Raw genomic sequence first — 17,393 nt, 5'->3', positions numbered from 1 at the left:
TACGCTCTTAACGGCATAAAAGAAAAACGCTTAACACCGTAGTGTCAAGCGTTTCTTTTTATCATGTCCTGTTGATAAATCGCGTTTAGCAGGCTTCTGCAGTAGCTTTTTCGTCCTTGAACGCTTCCCTGGCTTTCAGTCCCAGCAGCTCAAACATCATGTGGTCCTGTTCAAAGGACGGGTTGTCAGTGGTCAGCAGCTTCTCTCCGGTAAAGATGGAGTTGGCGCCGGCCATAAAGCACATTGCCTGTTCGGAGAGGCTCATTTCCGCACGTCCGGCGCTGAGGCGTACCATAGCGCCCGGCATCAGGATGCGGGCGGTGGCGATCATGCGTACCATATCCCAGAATTCTACCTTGGGCATATGCTCCAGGGGGGTGCCTTTTACGCGGGTAAGGGCGTTAATGGGCACAGAATCAGGGTGTTTGGGCAGGGTGGAGAGGGTATGCAGCATCTTGATGCGGTCCTCATGGCTTTCGCCCAGGCCTACAATACCGCCACAGCAAACGCTTACACCGGCCTTCCGCACGTTATCCAGTGTTTTCAGGCGGTCGTCATACGTACGGGTGGTAATGATCTCACCATAATATTCGTCAGAAGTGTCCAGGTTGTGGTTATAGGCGTATAAACCAGCATCCGCCAGCTTCTTAGCCTGATCTTCCGTTAACATGCCCAATGTGCAGCATACTTCCATGCCCAGCTCATTTACGCCTTTTACCATATCCAGCACGCGGTCAAAGTCGCGGTTGTCGCGCACTTCGCGCCAGGCAGCGCCCATACAGAAGCGGGTAGAACCGGCTTCGCGGGCCTTGCGGGCATAGTCCAGCACCTCGTCCTTCTTCATCAGGCCATGCACTTTAATATCGGTATTATAACGGGCTGCCTGGGGGCAGTAAGCGCAGTCTTCAGAGCAGCCGCCGGTTTTGATAGACAGCAGGGTACAAACCTGTACTTCTGCGGTAGCCTGGTACTGGCGGTGAGCGGTGGCTGCACGGTACATCAGTTCCAGCAGCGGTGTATTATAGATAGCCTTTATTTCTTCAATGGTCCAGTCATGACGGATCTGCACATCTTGCATAATTGTAATATTTAATAGGAAGCAAACCTACGAGTTTAAAAGACAAATCCCAAATCCCAAATTCCAAATTCCAAAACGATGAAGACAGGCCATGGGAGCTACCCGGTTTGGAATTTGGCCTTTGGCTTTTGGAATTTTAAAGGTATTGAAAGTTTGTTTTAGGTGTGATATTCAGCAATGTATGATAAATCAGGGAAATAGTGTTTTCAATATCGTCCTTTTTTACCATCTCTACCGTGGTGTGCATATAGCGCAGCGGCAGGCTGATAAGCGCGGAAGGCGTACCCCCGGCAGTGTAGGCAAAGGCGTCGGTATCCGTACCGGTGCTGCGGCTTACTGCGTGGCGCTGGAAGGGGATATCCTGTTTCTTGGCTGTTTTGATGATCAGGTCACGCAGGATGTTGTGCACGGCAGGACCGTAAGTGATGCTAGGGCCGCTGCCACAGCGGATCTCGCCCTCCACGTTCTTGTTGATCATCGGGGTGGTAGAGTCATGGGTCACGTCGGTAATGATGGCCACATTGGCGTTAATACGCTTGGCGATCATCTCTGCTCCCCTTAAACCTACTTCTTCCTGTACGGCGTTCACGATGTACAGGCCAAAAGGCAGCTCCTGCCTGTTCTCTTTCAGCATACGGGCCACTTCAGCGATCATAAAGCCGCCAATGCGGTTATCTATGGCGCGGCATACAAAATAATCGTAGTTCAGCTCTTCAAAACCATCTTCAAAGGTGATCACGCAGCCTACGTGAATGCCCAGGTCTTCCACCTCTTTCTTGGAGCGGGCGCCGCAATCCAGGAAGATATTGTCTACTTTGGGCTGCGGTTCCTTGCCGTCCGGGTTACGGTTACGTGTATGGATGGCCGGCCAGCCGAACACCGCTTTTACTATACCTTTCTCCGTATGTATGTTCACCCGTTTAGAGGGAGCAATCTGCTGATCGGAGCCGCCGTTGCGGATCACGTAGATCAGGCCCTCCGGCGAGATATAATTCACAAACCAGGATATTTCGTCGGCATGCGCCTCGATCACCACTTTAAAGGGCGCCTTCGGGTTGATGATGCCTACTACAGAGCCATAAGGATCCACGATATGTTCGTCAATATAAGGCTTCAGGTACTCCAGCCACAGCTTCTGCCCTTCCTTCTCAAACCCGGTGGGAGAGGGATTGTTCAGGTAATTCTTCAGGAAAGCCAGTGATTCTTTTGTTAATATGGTTTTTTGCTTTTTAGACATGATCAGCAGAATTATTATCCGGCAAAAATAGAAAATAGTTGTCAGTTGTCAGTCATCAGTTACCAGTGATGGTAGCGGAGTTAGTAATATCGACCTTAGATAACTGACAACTGATAACTAGAAACTGACAACTAACAAATGTAATAACGCTGACAGCATCATCAACCCGTCCAGTACAAAGTAGTACATATAGTCGGAGCGGTTAGTCCGGGCGTTACGTGTAAGCAAAGCAGTGATGATTACCGGGACCAGCAGCGTAGCAATTGCTACGAAACCAGTATGCTGCAGGAGCAGCAGCGCGGTAATAGCGGCCAGCAGCAGGGAGAAATAATAGATACGGAACAGCTGATGGGCCGGCAGCCAGGTAATAAGGCTGCGGATGCCCTGCTGTCTGTCTGATTCCACATCCCGGTAGTCAAACAGGATGCAGATGGCGTAGATCAGGAAGAAACGGTGGAGGCTGAAATAGATCATGGCCGGTGTAATGGGTGAGCAGGAGATGAGCGCCGGCAGTACCGTGGTAACGTAGGTCCACACAAAGGTGAGGAACACGGTTTTGCCCACCGCTATCTTCCGCAGCCATACAAAAGCTTTCTGCGGCAGTTTAGGCGCTGAATACAGGAAGGTGAGCACGGCGCCCCCGCTCAGGGGCAGCCAGTGCGCTCTCAGCAGCCAGGCATAATACAGGGCCCCTAGTCCACCGATAGCGCAGAGCGCCAGCTGCAGCGCTTTGTGGCGGGCGCCCCAGAGAATGCGTTCTGAAGTGGAATAATCCGCCGGCGTCAGGTACCAGTGAAAATTATAACTACAGATGGTGGAAAAGAAAACAAAAGCATAGTAATTGATGTAGTCGTCATAGGAACTACAGTTCCATTGCAGTCCGAGGATAGCGTCCGTCTGCCAGACCATGAGCAAGGCACACACGGCGATATAGATGGAACTGAAGACGAAGAAGTTTAAAATTGCTCGCATAGCGCACTACAAAGGTATATTACCGTGTTTTTTTCTGGGCATATTTACCACTTTATTCTCGAGCATTTTAAAACCTTTGATGAGCTTTATACGAGTCTGGTCTGGCATGATCACCTCGTCAATATATCCCTTTTCTGCCGCCAGGTAAGGATTGGCAAAGCGTTCTGTATATTCTGCCACCAGTTCGTTCATGCGTGCTTCGGGGTCTTTGGCAGTCTCTATCTCTTTTTTGAAGATGATCTCTACAGCGCCTTTCGGGCCCATTACTGCGATCTCTGCCTGCGGGAAAGCGAAGTTCAGATCGGCCCCGATATGCTTGGAATTCATCACGCAATAGGCGCCGCCGTAGGCCTTACGGGTGGTCACTGTGACCTTGGGCACGGTGGCTTCACTCAGGGCAAACAACAGTTTGGCGCCGTTAGTGATAATAGCGTTCCACTCCTGGTCGGTGCCGGGTAAGAATCCCGGTACGTCTACCAGCACCAGCAGGGGAATATTGAAGGCATCGCAGAAGCGGGTAAAACGGGCGCCCTTCACGGAGGCGTGTATATCCAGCACGCCGGCCAGGTGCGCCGGTTGATTGGCCACGATACCAATGCTGCGGCCGGCAATAAGGGCAAACCCTACAATAATATTCTCTGCAAAATCTTTATGTACTTCAAAGAAGCTGTCGGCATCCACGATCTGCTCGATCACCTCCTTCATATCGTAGGGCTGGTTGGGATGCAGCGGTATGATCTTATTCAGCGCTTCGCGGCTTTCATTGCCCGGCTCATAGGGATACACCGGCGCATCTTCTTCACAGTTCTGCGGTACGTAGGTAAGCAGGCGTTTAATATACTGGATGCATTCTACTTCGTTAGCGCAGGCAAAATGGGTGACACCGCTTTTGCTCGCATGCGTTTGGGCCCCGCCCAGCTCTTCTGCCGTTACTTCTTCATGGGTAACGGTCTTTACCACGTTTGGCCCGGTAACGAACATATAGGAAGTTTGCTCCACCATCAGGATAAAGTCTGTGATAGCAGGAGAGTACACCGCTCCGCCGGCGCAGGGCCCCATAATGGCGGAGAGCTGTGGTATTACGCCAGAAGCACGGGTATTGCGGTAAAAGATGTCTGCATAACCGCCCAGGCTTACCACTCCTTCCTGTATGCGGGCGCCTCCGCTATCGTTCAGGCCTATCAAAGGTGCGCCATTTTCCATGGCAAGGTCCATGATCTTGCAGATCTTGCGGGCATGCGGTTCAGACAGGCTGCCGCCGTATACGGTGAAGTCCTGCGAGAACACATATACCAGCCGGCCATGGATAGTGCCATAGCCGGTAACCACGCCGTCGCCCAGGAACTGTTCCTGGTCAGCGGTCATCCCGCGGTTGCGGTTGGCCACCAGCATGTCCAGCTCTTCGAAAGAGCCTTCATCCATCAACAGCTGCAGTCTTTCCCTGGCAGTGAGCTTGCCTTTTTTATGTTGGGAGGCAATACGGGCAGCTCCGCCGCCCAGGGCCGCTTCTGCTATCTTGTCCTGAAGTTGTGCGATCTTATCCATGTGTATAAATGAGGGGTAAAGCTAAAAAATAAAAGGATTCCTGTAAAAAAGGAATCCTTTCACAAACTAAGTTAATTTATCCGTAATTATTTTATGATACCCAATTTAGGCGTGATGATGGTATCGCTGCTATGGCCTGCTTCATCCACTACAAATACTTTCAGCCGCAGGCTGTCTGGTTGGGTGGTGCTGTTATAGATCTTAAAGTCGGTGCCTACCATATTATAGATCAGCTCTGCATCTATCTTGCCGCCATGATGTACGCCTATATTCGGCATGCGGCGAAACTGGAAAACCGTATCCGTGGCAGTAGCAGGGTCGCTGTCAATGATCGGGAGGAAATAGAAGAGGTTCTGAAGGTCGCCGTCCCCGTCTTTTACCTGGAAAGTCACATCAAAGTTATCCACCAGGCTGTCAAGAATATAAGGGATGGAATAGGACTTGAAGCTGATCTGCGGTTTGGTGCCAAGGTTATCATCCTTTGAGCAGGCGGTAGCCAGTACCAGGGCTGCAACCGCAAACAGTGGAAGTATTTTCTTCATAAAACAAACCTACGTTAATTATTTTATATTAATAAACGCGTTTAGGGTGCCATTTGTTACCTGGGCGGTCGTAACTTTGTGCGGTTTTTAAAATTGATCATGAACGGCGTGTCCCCGGAACGTATTTTCACCCTGCAGGGGCCGGACCTTGAACCGGCAGCCCTTGACCTTTTCCGTTACCAGTACCGGCATAATGCCCTGTACCAGGCCTATACCGATGCCCTGCACATCCGCCCGGAAACGGTTAACCGTCTTACAGAAATCCCTTTTCTGCCCATACAGTTCTTTAAAACACATGCCGTTACCAGCGGCAGCTTTGAACCGGAGCTGGTATTTGAAAGCAGCGGCACTACACAAACGGTGAACAGCCGTCACCTGGTAAAAGAGGCGGCGTTGTATGAACGCAGCTTCATCACGGCTTTTGAGCAGTTTTACGGACCGGTGAGCGATTATGTGGTAGTAGGGCTCCTGCCTTCCTATCTTGAACGGCAGCATTCCTCCCTGGTGGTGATGGTGCAGGAAATGATCCGCCGCAGCGGGCATGCAGGCAGCGGTTTCTACCTGTACGAGCATGAAAAGCTGTACACACAGCTGCAGGAGATGGAGGCACGCGGACAAAAAGCCTTGCTCATTGGCGTTACATTCGGACTGCTTGATTTTGCAGAGAAATATAGCCTCTCTTTACAACATACCATCGTCATGGAAACCGGCGGCATGAAAGGCCGCAGGGAAGAATGGACCCGCTCCCAGGTGCACGCCTTTTTACAGGAAAGGCTGGGCGTATCTGCCGTACATGCGGAATACGGGATGACGGAGCTGCTGTCACAGGCCTATTCCTATGGCAACGGCATCTTTAACACCCCACCCTGGATGAAGGTGCTGCTGCGCGATGAGAATGATCCCTTCCAGTTGTTCACCGGTACCTCATCCGGTGTGATTAATGTGATCGATCTTGCCAACGTATATTCATGCGCGTTCATTGCCACGGAGGATATTGGCAAGCTGCATGCCGACGGCAGTTTTGAAGTGCTGGGACGGCTGGATAATTCGGCGTTAAGGGGGTGTAGTCTGATGGTGAGTTAAGAAGTCGTTAGTCGTAAGTCGTAAGTCGTTAGTGATTAACGCGGAGATTATATCTGCTGCATTAACTAACGACTAACGACTAATGACTAACGACTTTTTTATAAATTCCTTTTCTTCAACTCACTCACAGCAAAATCTGCCGCCCTGGCGGTCAGCGCCATATAAGTAAGCGAAGGGTTCTGGCAGGCGCTGGAAGTCATACAGGCGCCATCCGTCACAAATACATTCTTCGCATCCCACACCTGGTTATGGGCATTGAGCACGGAGGTTTTAGGATCTCTTCCCATCCTGGCAGTACCCATTTCATGGATCCCCTGGCCGATGGCGTATTTCATATCGAAGGTCTTGATATCTTTTACGCCGGCTGCTTCAAACATGCCTACCAGTTCGGTGAGCATATCTTTACGCATGTTCATCTCGTTTTCTTTCAGGCCTGCATCCATGGCCAGTACGGGTAGGCCCCATTTGTCTTTACGGTTTTTATCCAGCGATATTTTGTTCTCGTGGTAGGGCAGGATCTCTCCGAAACCGGTAGCGCCGATGCCCCAGGAGCCGGGCTCTGTTAAGGCCTGCTTGAAGCCGGCGCCTACGCCCATCTCTGCCACGGCCTGGTGCCACCCATTCCTGCCAGCTGCACCCTGGTAACCAAAGCCGCGCAGGTAGTCTTTTCTTTTATCGCCATAAAGGTTGGCAAAGCGGGTAATATAAAAACCGTTGGCACGGCGGCCGTAATAGTATTTGTCTTCAAAGCCTTCCACCCGGCCGCTGGCGCCCAGCATATAGTGATGGTCCATTACGTTATGGCCCAGCTCTCCGCTGCTGCTGCCAAGGCCTTCCGGCCATATATCGGTGGCGGAGTTCATGAGCACCCAGGCAGAGTTGAGCGCCGAGGCATTGAGGAAAACGATCTTCGAATGGTATTCATATGTTTTATTGGTCTCCGCATCCAGTACTTCCACGCCTTTGGCTTTTTGGGTATCCTTATCGTACAGCAGCCTGGTAACAATAGAAAAGGGCCGTACGGTGAGGTTACCGGTTTTCATGGCAGCGGGCAGGGTAGAAGACTGCGTGCTGAAATATCCGCCGAAGGGGCAACCTTCCCAGCAGCGGTCCCTGAATTGGCATTTGTTCCGGCCTTCAACAGGAGCGGTGAGGTTGGCCACCCGGCCAATGATCATATGGCGGCCGTTATTGTAATGTTGTTTGATCCTGGCGGCAACATCCTTCTCCACGCAGTTTAATTCCATGGGTGGCAGGAACTGCCCGTCGGGCAGATGCGCCAGTCCTTCTTTTGATCCGCTGATACCGGCAAATTTCTCTACATAGTCATACCAGGGCGCCAGGTCGCGATAGCGCAGCGGCCAGTCTACCCCATGCCCGTCTTTGGCATTGGCTTCCAGGTCAAAGTCGCTGAGGCGGTAACTCTGCCGGCCCCAGAGAATGGAGCGGCCGCCCATCTGGTAACTGCGCCACCAGGTAAAGGGCTGGATCTCTGTGTAGGGACAATCATCTTCATTGGCCCAGTAATCTATGATCGGTTCAAATGCTGCTGTGCCGTAACTCCACTCTCTCGACAGTACCGGGTGATGTTTTTTTTCATCGACAGTAGCGATGCCCCGGTGTTTGATCTCCCATGGGTTCAGGGGGGCGCTTTTATAGTCTTTAATGTGTACAAAGTCGCGTCCGCGTTCCAGCATCAGCACCTTTAAACCTTTTTCTGAAAGTTCCTTTGCAGCCCAGCCTCCGCTGATACCTGAGCCCACCACGATTGCATCAAAATTGTTGTTCATAACGTTTGGATAGATGGATAAGATAATACTTTTATTGCTTCGTTGTTCATGCCTACCAGCAACAGCTGCCGGTTCCCGACTTTCAGCAGGGTCATATCCCGCACCGGTCCACGGATACAGATGCCGCTTTGCTGTGCGGGCACGGTAGTGAAATGTCCTTTACCGTCGCCCTTCAGCAGCACGCCGTAGCTGGCGTCATAAATGCCGGCTTCCGGTTTGCTCTGGTAGAAATTACCGCCCATTAAGATATCGGTTTTTCCGTCGCCGTCATAGTCTGCAATGGCGAGGCCGTACATAGGCGAGAGCTGGGCGGCAGCGGGTAAAGGCTGCATGGTGAAGCCGCCTCTTTTATTATTGATCAATACAGCGCTCTCCATGGTGAATGCTTCCAGCTTCACGGCTTTGCTGAGCTCTGCGGGCGTGAAAATATCTTCTATGCGCTGATGTTTGTACTGCTCATACTGCAGGTACTTCTTTTTGAGATTCGGTATTACGCTGATAAGGTCATGCCGTAATACCATGGGATAGGCCGTGTCTTTATTGTAGCAGGTAAGGATCTGTTTGATGCTGCCGCTGTTATCAAAGTCTCCGGAGTACATGCATACCGGCTTTGTTTTGCGGGCCCTGAAGCGGGAGTTCAAGCCGTGGTTGCCTGCAACAATATCAGGATAGCCGTCATTATTAACATCTGCTATGGCCAGGCGGTTCCACCAGCCATTGCTTTTTCCGAGGCCGGCGGCGGTGGTGGCCTCCTGTAAACGCCCGCCCTGGTTATGGAAGATGCGCAGCGGCATATATTCGCCGCATACAATAAGATCCGGTTTTCCATCGCGGTCAATATCTGTCCACGCGGCGTCGGTGATCATGCCTGTTTTCACCAGCTCCGGTGCGGCAGCGGACGTTACGTCTGTAAACACGCCTTTGCCGTTGTTGTTCAGCAGGTAGCCTTTGCAGGGATACCCGTATTTAAGCGGTATTAAGCGCACGCCTACAAAGAGGTCCAGGTCGCCGTCTGCATCATAGTCTGCGGCACGCACGCAGCTCGTGCTTTCAAAAATATAGGAAGGCAGTATTTGCGGAGATTTGCTGAAAACGCCTTTTCCATTGTTGATATACAAACGGTTCATCAAAGCAGTGGAGTTAGGAGAGAACTCATTGCCGCCGCTGCATACATAAAGATCTGCATCGCCGTCGCCGTCTGCATCAAAGAACAGTGCATCGGTATCTTCACAAACTTTATCTTTTTCCAGTAAGGCTTCATTGCTGCGTATAAAATGGCCCTTGCTGCTTTGTATGTATAAGGCGCCCGGCTGGTCTTTGGCCCCGCAGATGTAGAGGTCTTCCAGGCCATCATTGTTCACGTCTCCTTTGGCTATATGCGGGCCGCAGGTAGAAAGCATATGATAAATGAGCCGGTCCCTGTCAAAGTCTACAAAATCATTTTCATGGTGGATGAAATCAATGCCGTAGTTATTATTGCTGAGGGTAAAGAGCGTTGCTGCAGGTGGGGCAGCTGTCTGGTGAGCAGGTAGCGCCTCGCTTTGTTTTACCGTGATATGGGTGTTGAGTGACGGCTGATGAATGATGTTCTGTTTCCCATCCGGCCATTCCACTACTACAGAATCTATATGGCTAGCGTGGCCCAGGCCAAAGTTCAGGCGTTCGTCTACAGTAGATTGAAACCCGCGCATGGGCATCTGCTCCTGGTAAGCAATGGTGTTGTTATAGCATACGGTCACTTTGGCGCCGATGCCGGAACGGTTACTGCCCTGGCCATCCAGGCTTATTTTCAGGAATTTATTTTCGGGGTGTTGCTGCATGGTTTCATTTCTGTATACATAGCAGGGCATGTTCACGTTGTTCACTACCAGGTCAAGATCTCCATCGTTGTCAAGGTCTGCGTAGGCGGCGCCGTTGCTGAATCCCGGGTGGTCCAGTCCCCATTCGGCGGCTTTATTGGTAAAGGTAAGATTGCCGTTGTTGCAGAAGGCGTAGCTGGAAACAGGATGGGAGGGGATGAGGTCTATCAGCTTTTTGAAATTGGCTTTACGTGTGACAACTTCCTTGAAAAAGGTTTCGTTGGAGATGTATTGAATATAATCTTCGTTGGTAAGATCCTGGTAAATGCCGTTGGCCACAAAGATGTCTTTCCGGCCGTCGTTATCCAGGTCGGCGATGAGTGCGCCCCAGCTCCAGTCGGTAGCGCATACGCCTGCAAAGCGCCCTATCTCGCTGAATGTTTTGTTGCCGTTGTTCAGCTGCAGGGTATTGCGGGTGAACTGGTGGTAGTAATCATAGCGCAGGTTCAGCTGGTACTTGTCCCAGTTCTCGAAGGTAGTATTGGTTTTGAGCCGGGCATTATCTTCGGGCAGCATTTCTGTAACAAAAATATCCGGCGTGCCATCGTTGTTGATGTCTGCCATGTCTGCGCCCATGGAGGCGTTGCTGATGCTGGACATCTGGTCTTCCAGGCATTCTTTGAAAGTGCCGTCATGCTGGTTGATATAGAGATAATCGCGCTCAAAGAAATCATTGGATACATAAATATCCTGCCAGCCATCGTTATCCAGGTCGCCAACGGTAACGCCCAGGCCAAAGCCGATAGCGCTGCCGTAAATGCCTGCTGCTGCGCTGATGTCTGTAAAGTGATTGCCGTCGTTACGGAAGAATTTATGTCCGCCGATGGAGTCGCGCTTATGTCTTTCGTTCTCCTGCAGGTTAAAGCTGCCGATGGGCTTAAAGGAATTGTTCAGGAGGAACATATCCAGGTCGCCGTCATGATCATAGTCAAAGAAGGCGGCGTGGGTAGAAAGCCCGCGGTCATTCAGCCCGTATTCACGTGCTTTTTCTGTAAAGGCGCCGTTACCGTTGTTGATGTAGAGCTCATTTTCACGTTGTTCTCCTTTTACGTCACCGCTGTTGCATACGTAGATGTCCAGCCATCCGTCGCCATTGACATCGGCCATGCTTACGCCGGTGGACCATTTTCCTTTTTTGCTGATGCCTGCCTGCTGGGTGATGTCTTCAAACTGCATGTTGCCTTTGTTGAGGTAGAGGCGGTTGGGCAGCATGTTGGCGGTGAAGAAAATATCAGGGAGGCTGTCGTGGTTGATGTCGCCGATGGCTACGCCGCCTCCGTTGTAGAAGTTGCGGTAGGTGTAGATGTTGAAGCGTTCGTCGTATTGGAGATCGTTGCTGAAGTTGATGTGGGTGTGGGAGGAGGGCAGGCGTTGAAAGAGGGTTTTTTCAGATGTTTTGTTATTGCAGGAAATGAAGAATATTACGCAGATGAATAGGGAAAGAAGTACATAAAAGATTGCTTCGTCGCGCTCCGCACTTTTCTCTACTGCTCCTCGCAATGACGGGAGGGGAGACCTTGCTGCTCCTCCCAATGATGGGAGGGGAGACCTTGCTGCTCCTCGCAATGACGGGGAGGGGAGACCCTGTGATGAAGCTGTATTAACTATTATCTCACCTCTTCGTAACATCTTTGTTTCCTTGTTGTGCAGTAAGCATATCCGTATAATCCACCTTTACCTGAATGTCGTTATAGCGGCCGATGATGATGCGCCGGTTACCATCCACTTTTACATAGATAGTGCCCCGTTTTTTATCCGTGATGGTCAGGAACGGATTGCCGGTGTTATACCATTTCTTGTACAGGGCCAGCACGTCTGCAATGAGGCTGTCAGACCAGAGGTGCTTGTTCCAGGGCGCCCAGCCGTCGTATTCAAAGGTAGCCCACAATCTGGTGATCCTATTGTGGGTAAAGGTAGGATAAAAATTCAGAGAGGCCGGGTGCTTCAGCTCGTGGTTATTGAGCCTGTACAGCACGGCGGTGTTGCTCTTGCCGTCGGTGAACAGGCCCCGCTTGTTCATTTCCCAGCAATGGGCAAAGAACTGTTTGCTGGTCATGCCGAAGTGGATGCCGAAAAACAGGCTGTCTGCATGTGCGCCGCTGGCCAGCTCCTGCTTCATGATGGCTTTGTAGCGCTCATACTGCATGTCCATACAGCCGCAGAGCAGGATGGCGGGCAATAAGAGTGATATGAGTAGGCGGATGATCATCTGTTATTGAAATTGAAAGGTCTGGATCCTGTCATTATTCTTTGCTACCAGCAGCAGCTGTTTGTTATGGCTTTTCAGCGAAACGATATCCCGTACGGCCCCGATGGTAAAGAAACCGGAAAGGGCAGGAGGCATGGCGCTGAAATGGCCTTTGCCGTCTCCTTTCAGCAGCAGTCCGTAACTGGCGTCGTAGATGCCTGTTTCGGGTTTGGACTGGTAAAAATTCCCACCCAGCAGGAGGTCGGTGTGGCCGTCCTTATCCACGTCGGCGGCCAACAAGCCGTAAATGGGCGAGAGCTGTGCGGCTGCAGGAAGCGGCGTGACGGTAAAGGCGCCTTTTCCGTTGTTCAGCAGCAGGCTGCTTTGCAGGGTATAGGCGTCCAGGCGGAGGGCTTCATCCAGTTGTGCCGGCGAAAAGATATCCTGCATGGTCTGCTCTTTGTATTGTTCGTATTTAAGATACTTCTTTTTCAGGTAAGGTAGCACGTTTACCAGGTCGTGCCGCAGGAGCACCGGGTAGGCGCTGTCTTTATTATAGCAGGTAATGATCTGTTCCACGCTGCCGTTGCGGTCAAAATCCCCGACATACATGCTTACCGGTTTATCTTCACTGGCTTTGAAACGCGAGTTCAGGCCATGATTAGCGGCAATAATATCGGGGTACCCGTCATGATTGACATCGGTAACCAGGATGCGGTTCCACCAGCCGTTCGTTTTGCCCAGGCCCAGGGCATCGGTGGTTTCCTGCAGGCGTCCTCCTTCATTGTGAAAGATGCGGATGGGCATGTACTCGCCTGTCAGCACCAGGTCGGCTTTTCCGTCCCGGTCATAATCGAACCAGCGGGCGTCGCTCACCATACCGGCTGTTTTCAGCGCCGGAGCTACGGCATCTGTCACGTCGCTGAACTGGCCTTTGCCATCGTTGCTGAGGATATAGCTTTTACAGGGGGAGCCGTAACGGAAGGGCAGGAGGCGCACGCCTACAAAGAGGTCCAGGTCGCCGTCTGCATCATAGTCTGCAGCGCTGACACAGCTGCTGCTCACAAAGTTGAAGCCGGGCAGGATCTGTGGTGATTTGCGGAAACCGCCTTTACCATTGTTGATATAGAGGCGGTCTATCAGGGCGGTGGAATTGGGCGGAAAAGCATTGCCGCCGCTGCATACATAGAGGTCTGCATCGCCATCGCCGTCGGCATCAAAGAACAGCGCGTCGGTGTCTTCTCCCAGTTTGTCCTGTTCCCACAGGGCGGTGTTAGTGGCCTGGAAACTGCCATTGGCGCTTTGTATGTACAGCGCGCCCGGCTGGTCTTTAGCGCCGCAGATATAAAGATCTTCCAGGCCGTCGCCGTTCACGTCGCCTTTAGCTATTCTCGGGCCCTGGCGGGAGGGCATCTGAAAGAGCAGACGGTCGCGGTCAAAATCCACAAAGCTGCATTCGTGGTGGGTAAAGTCAATACCGTTGTTGTTGGGTGTTGGCGTAAGCAGCGTGAGGGGATGTGCCGTAGCGCTGGTGTGCTGGTAAGCAAATGGAGCGGTGCCGGCGGCTTTATTTTGTTGGACCAGTAGTTGCCGGTTAGGCTGGATTTTTTGGAGCATGCTCTTCCTGCCATCGGGCCATACTACCACCACAGAATCTATCCTGGGATTTCGGCCCAGGCCAAAGGTGAGGCGCTGGTCTACGGTAGATTCAAATCCCCGCATGGGCAGCTGCTCCTGGTAGGCCAGCCTGTTGCCGTTGTAATGCACGCTTACCTTGGCGCCGATACCGCCGCTGTTATGTCCTTCTCCGCGCAGGCTTACCTGCAGGTAATTATTCTCCGGGTGGAGCTGCCTGCTTTCATTGCGGTAAATAAAGCAGGGCATGTTCACGTTGTTCAGCACCAGGTCAAGATCACCATCGTTATCCAGGTCGCCATAGGCAGAACCGTTGCTGAAGTTTGGCTCATCCAGTCCCCATGCTGCAGCGCGGTTGCTGAAGGTGAGATTGCCATTGTTACGGAAAGCATAGTTAGGTAAAGGGGTAGAAGGAATCAGGTCTACCAGGCGTTTTACGATATTCTCTTCTTTGTTCAGGATCTGTGTTCTGATCGCGCCTGCTGCGCTGGCGGTGTATTGAATATAATCCTGGTCGGTAATGTCTTTATAGATACCGTTGGCTACAAAAATATCTTTCCAGCCGTCGTTGTCCAGGTCTGCGATCAGTGCGCCCCAGCTCCAGTCTGTAGCGCACACGCCTGCATAGCGGCCTATCTCAGAGAAATAATTTTCAGTGGTATTGGTGTCGGGCCTTTGTATGGGACCATTGTTCAGTTGCAGTGTGTTGCGCACAAACTGTTTGTAATAGCCGTTGCTGATATCGGATTGGTATTTGTCCCAGCTGTCAAAATTGGTCTTTGTTTTTATACGCGCTTCTGTTTCCGGCAGCATATCGGTTACATAGATCTCGGGATAGCCATCGTTATTGATGTCTGCGATATCTGCGCCCATGGAGCTAAGGCTGATCTCGCGGATATATTGCTCCAGGCATTCTTTAAATGCGCCGTTGTGCTGGTTGATATAGAGGTAATCTTTCTCAAAGAAATCATTGGATACGTAGATATCCGGCCATCCGTCGCGGTTAATATCTGCAATGGTAACGCCCAGGCCGAAGCCGATCTTGCTGCTGTAGATACCGGCTTGCTGCGTAACATCTGTGAAGTGCCCATGATCGTTTCGGTACAGCTTATTGCCGCCCAGGGGATCGGGAATGCGGCGTTGCCCGGGCACCAGGTCGTAATTACCTACGGAGCGGAAAGAGTTATTGAGCAGGTACATATCCAGGTCGCCATCGTTATCATAGTCAAAGAAAGCGGCGTGGGTAGAAAGCCCGCGGTTGTCCAGCCCATATGCCGCTGCTCTTTCTGTAAAGGTGCCGTTGGTATTGTTGACGAACAGTTCATTGCTGCGGTGCTGTCCTTTCAGGTCTCCTGATTTGCATACGTAGATATCCAGCCAGCCGTCGCCATTCACATCGGCAAAGGTGACGCCGGTAGACCAGATACCGTCTGAGGCTACGCCTGCTTTATCTGTAATATCCTCAAAGCGGAAACTGCCTTTGTTAAGATACAGTTTGTTGGAGTGCTGATTGCTGCAGAAGAAGAGATCGGGCAAGCCATCATTATTGATATCGCCGATAGCAACGCCACCTCCGTTATAGAAATTACGGAAGGTATAGATGTTGAAGGCTTCGGTATACGTCACATCATTCCGGAAATCGATCCCGGTCTGCGAGGCGGTCAACCTGGTGAAGAGTTTTGCGGGGGCCGGTGCAGCAAGGTGGCAAGATTGAAATAACAGGATGGCCGCACCGGTTATGCCCGCAGCAAGCAACTTATAGAGCATATGTTAATGAAAAGCTGTTAGCTATTAGCTGTTAGCTTTTAGCTAAATGCTAGTGGCTGGCAGCTAGCAGCTATTTTAATATCCCGGGTTCTGTTGCAATTTCGGATTCGCGCTGATCTGGTTAGCCGGTATCGGGAAAATATTTACATGCGTATTGGCATCCTGCGGATGGAAGCGCCATGCGCTGTTGTATTTTCCGAAGCGGATCAGGTCTTGTCTTCTCATGCACTCAATAAACATTTCACGGCCGCGTTCTGCCAGGAACTTGTCTGCATCCAGGGTGGCAAAGGGTGTAACGCCGCCGTGCACGGTCCTGATCTGGTTTACCAGCGCCAGGGTAATACCGTTGTTCCAGTTGTTGGCCTTCCGGGCGATGGCTTCTGCTTTCATCAGCAGGATGTCGCCAAGGCGGAACAGCACCAGGTCGTTATCGAGATCCTGGCCCATGCCGTTGTAGAACTCGTATTTACCGATGCGGGCGCCGGATTGCCTCCAGGCATTGGGCGCCAGTTCATTGATGTAGGGTGTGAAGGTGAGCGGCTTACCATCCGGGTCAGTGGCATCTGCGCCGCCATCTATCAGCCGGTTGCCCTTGCCGTCAAACTGGGGGCCTGTAATGAAATTGGACAGGCGGTTATCTACGGTGCCGGTGGTAGGCGTGCCCTTGGGATCTAATCCTACTACCGCGCCCTGCGGGCCGGGATTCTGTGTAGGATCTATATAAGATTGATAGAACTCCTGTATGGTGGCAAAACCGTTCCAGGGTTGTGCGCTCATATTATAGGCGCCCTGGTGCAGCGGATTGAGGGTCATCATCGCCAGATTAAAGCCGGTGGCATACACTGCATCAGAAGGAACGGCCCAGATGATCTCAGCGTTGCCGGTATTGTTACGGGAAAAGATCTGATGGTAATCGGGCGAAAGGGTGTAGCCTACCGGCGCATTGATGATGGTATCACAGGCGGCAATGGCCTTATCCCATTGCGGGGCGCCAGTATATACCTGTGCATTGAGATAGAGTTTTGCCAACACGGCGTAGCACGTGTAATAGTTCACGCGGCCGTAGTTGTCACCGTCGCCGGGACCGTTGTGCGGCAGCAGGGGCGCATTAGCCAACAGCTCTGATTCCACAAAGCTGTATACATCTTCACGCTTGCTGTTAGGCAAAGGCTCTGTAATGCTGAAGTCAACACTCAGGGGCACGTTGCCAAACATATCCAGCAGCCAGTAGTAATAGACGGCACGCAGTGCTTTCAACTCTGAAATGTAGCGGTTGGCCAGGGTGGTATCAGATGCATTTTCCAGCTGCGCCATTACACGGTTGCAGGTAGCGATACCGGCGTATAAAGTATTCCAGGCATTATTCGGCGTTGGATCATTAGGCAGGTAAGTGTGCTTTTGCAGCCTTACCCAGTGGCCGCCGTCAAACCAGTCTGCACCGCGCTGGGGCACTACTATTTCATCCGTGGTCACCTCGTTGAGGGGGATCATGTGGTTGTTGCCGCCGAAGTTGTACAGGTTTACGTAAGCAGCGCCTACTGCTGATGCAATCTCCTGCGGTGTTCTGTAAAAATCTTCGCTGGTCACGTTGCCATACAGCAGGTCTTTTTCGTTGAGATCTGTGCAGGCAGCCGTTAGTACGCAAGCTGCCAGTAAGTATCGTATGATGGATATATTTTTCATCGTGATCATTATTA

The 17,393-nt window shown here is 51.6% G+C and carries 11 protein-coding genes; 1 reads left to right on the top strand and 10 read right to left on the bottom strand.

The genetic code is table 11. The annotated features are described in order from the left end of the window. Positions 1-85: 85 nt before the first annotated feature. From bioB to ACR9Y8_RS08785, 5 genes are all read right to left on the bottom strand, one after another. Positions 86-1,078: a biotin synthase BioB gene (gene bioB / locus ACR9Y8_RS08805; protein ID WP_481212881.1), complete on the bottom strand. Its 993-nt coding sequence runs from the start codon at positions 1,076-1,078 to the stop codon at positions 86-88. 136 nt (positions 1,079-1,214) lie between these two features. Continuing rightward, a complete protein-coding gene (locus ACR9Y8_RS08800; RefSeq protein WP_481212880.1) occupies positions 1,215-2,315 on the bottom strand; it encodes a M42 family metallopeptidase in 1,101 nt (366 codons plus the stop codon). A 117-nt stretch (positions 2,316-2,432) separates the two neighbouring features. Further along, entirely contained in the window at positions 2,433-3,287 is an 855-nt protein-coding gene (locus tag ACR9Y8_RS08795; RefSeq protein ID WP_481212879.1) for a UbiA prenyltransferase family protein, read from the bottom strand. A 6-nt stretch (positions 3,288-3,293) separates the two neighbouring features. Then, complete coding sequence (locus tag ACR9Y8_RS08790) at positions 3,294-4,832, bottom strand: acyl-CoA carboxylase subunit beta (RefSeq protein ID WP_481212878.1); 1,539 nt, start codon at positions 4,830-4,832, stop codon at positions 3,294-3,296. Positions 4,833-4,918: 86 nt separating this feature from the next. Beyond that, a complete protein-coding gene (locus ACR9Y8_RS08785; RefSeq protein ID WP_481212877.1) occupies positions 4,919-5,374 on the bottom strand; it encodes a hypothetical protein in 456 nt (151 codons plus the stop codon). 99 nt (positions 5,375-5,473) lie between these two features. On the opposite strand from ACR9Y8_RS08785, the gene ACR9Y8_RS08780 reads away from it, so the two are divergent. Then, on the top strand, positions 5,474-6,457 hold the full coding sequence (locus ACR9Y8_RS08780; RefSeq protein WP_481212876.1) for an acyl transferase: 984 nt from the start codon (positions 5,474-5,476) through the stop codon (positions 6,455-6,457). Positions 6,458-6,555: 98 nt separating this feature from the next. Here ACR9Y8_RS08780 and ACR9Y8_RS08775 read toward each other — a convergent pair whose 3' ends face one another. From ACR9Y8_RS08775 to ACR9Y8_RS08755, 5 genes are all read right to left on the bottom strand, one after another. After that, positions 6,556-8,247 carry a GMC oxidoreductase gene (locus tag ACR9Y8_RS08775; RefSeq protein ID WP_481212875.1) on the bottom strand — a complete coding sequence of 564 codons (1,692 nt, stop codon included), beginning with the start codon at positions 8,245-8,247 and terminating at the stop codon, positions 6,556-6,558. Continuing rightward, positions 8,244-11,606, bottom strand: a complete 3,363-nt coding sequence (locus tag ACR9Y8_RS08770; protein ID WP_481212874.1) for a VCBS repeat-containing protein — start codon at positions 11,604-11,606, stop codon at positions 8,244-8,246. Before ACR9Y8_RS08770 ends, ACR9Y8_RS08775 begins: the two co-directional genes overlap by 4 nt. A gap of 112 nt (positions 11,607-11,718) precedes the next feature. Then, a complete protein-coding gene (locus tag ACR9Y8_RS08765) occupies positions 11,719-12,315 on the bottom strand; it encodes a hypothetical protein (RefSeq protein WP_481212873.1) in 597 nt (198 codons plus the stop codon). Between the two features lie 3 nt (positions 12,316-12,318). Beyond that, positions 12,319-15,696: a VCBS repeat-containing protein gene (locus ACR9Y8_RS08760; RefSeq protein ID WP_481212872.1), complete on the bottom strand. Its 3,378-nt coding sequence runs from the start codon at positions 15,694-15,696 to the stop codon at positions 12,319-12,321. Between the two features lie 75 nt (positions 15,697-15,771). Next, a complete protein-coding gene (locus ACR9Y8_RS08755) occupies positions 15,772-17,379 on the bottom strand; it encodes a RagB/SusD family nutrient uptake outer membrane protein (RefSeq protein WP_481212871.1) in 1,608 nt (535 codons plus the stop codon). Positions 17,380-17,393: the final 14 nt, after the last annotated feature.

It is taken from the genome of Chitinophaga sp. SVR4-12A (assembly GCF_056754765.1).
Note: the sequence above shows the minus strand (reverse complement) of the source record. Positions and strands in the feature narration are given on the sequence as shown.

What these genes read in the sequence shown, in the direction of transcription:
- ACR9Y8_RS08755 (WP_481212871.1), bottom strand. Translation starts at nt 17,379, where the DNA reads ATGAAAAATATATCCATCATACGATACTTACTGGCAGCTTGCGTACTA.
- ACR9Y8_RS08790 (WP_481212878.1), bottom strand. Translation starts at nt 4,832, where the DNA reads ATGGATAAGATCGCACAACTTCAGGACAAGATAGCAGAAGCGGCCCTG.
- ACR9Y8_RS08785 (WP_481212877.1), bottom strand. Translation starts at nt 5,374, where the DNA reads ATGAAGAAAATACTTCCACTGTTTGCGGTTGCAGCCCTGGTACTGGCT.
- ACR9Y8_RS08795 (WP_481212879.1), bottom strand. Translation starts at nt 3,287, where the DNA reads ATGCGAGCAATTTTAAACTTCTTCGTCTTCAGTTCCATCTATATCGCC.
- ACR9Y8_RS08765 (WP_481212873.1), bottom strand. Translation starts at nt 12,315, where the DNA reads ATGATCATCCGCCTACTCATATCACTCTTATTGCCCGCCATCCTGCTC.
- ACR9Y8_RS08775 (WP_481212875.1), bottom strand. Translation starts at nt 8,247, where the DNA reads ATGAACAACAATTTTGATGCAATCGTGGTGGGCTCAGGTATCAGCGGA.
- bioB (WP_481212881.1), bottom strand. Translation starts at nt 1,078, where the DNA reads ATGCAAGATGTGCAGATCCGTCATGACTGGACCATTGAAGAAATAAAG.
- ACR9Y8_RS08780 (WP_481212876.1), top strand. Translation starts at nt 5,474, where the DNA reads ATGAACGGCGTGTCCCCGGAACGTATTTTCACCCTGCAGGGGCCGGAC.
- ACR9Y8_RS08800 (WP_481212880.1), bottom strand. Translation starts at nt 2,315, where the DNA reads ATGTCTAAAAAGCAAAAAACCATATTAACAAAAGAATCACTGGCTTTC.
- ACR9Y8_RS08760 (WP_481212872.1), bottom strand. Translation starts at nt 15,696, where the DNA reads ATGCTCTATAAGTTGCTTGCTGCGGGCATAACCGGTGCGGCCATCCTG.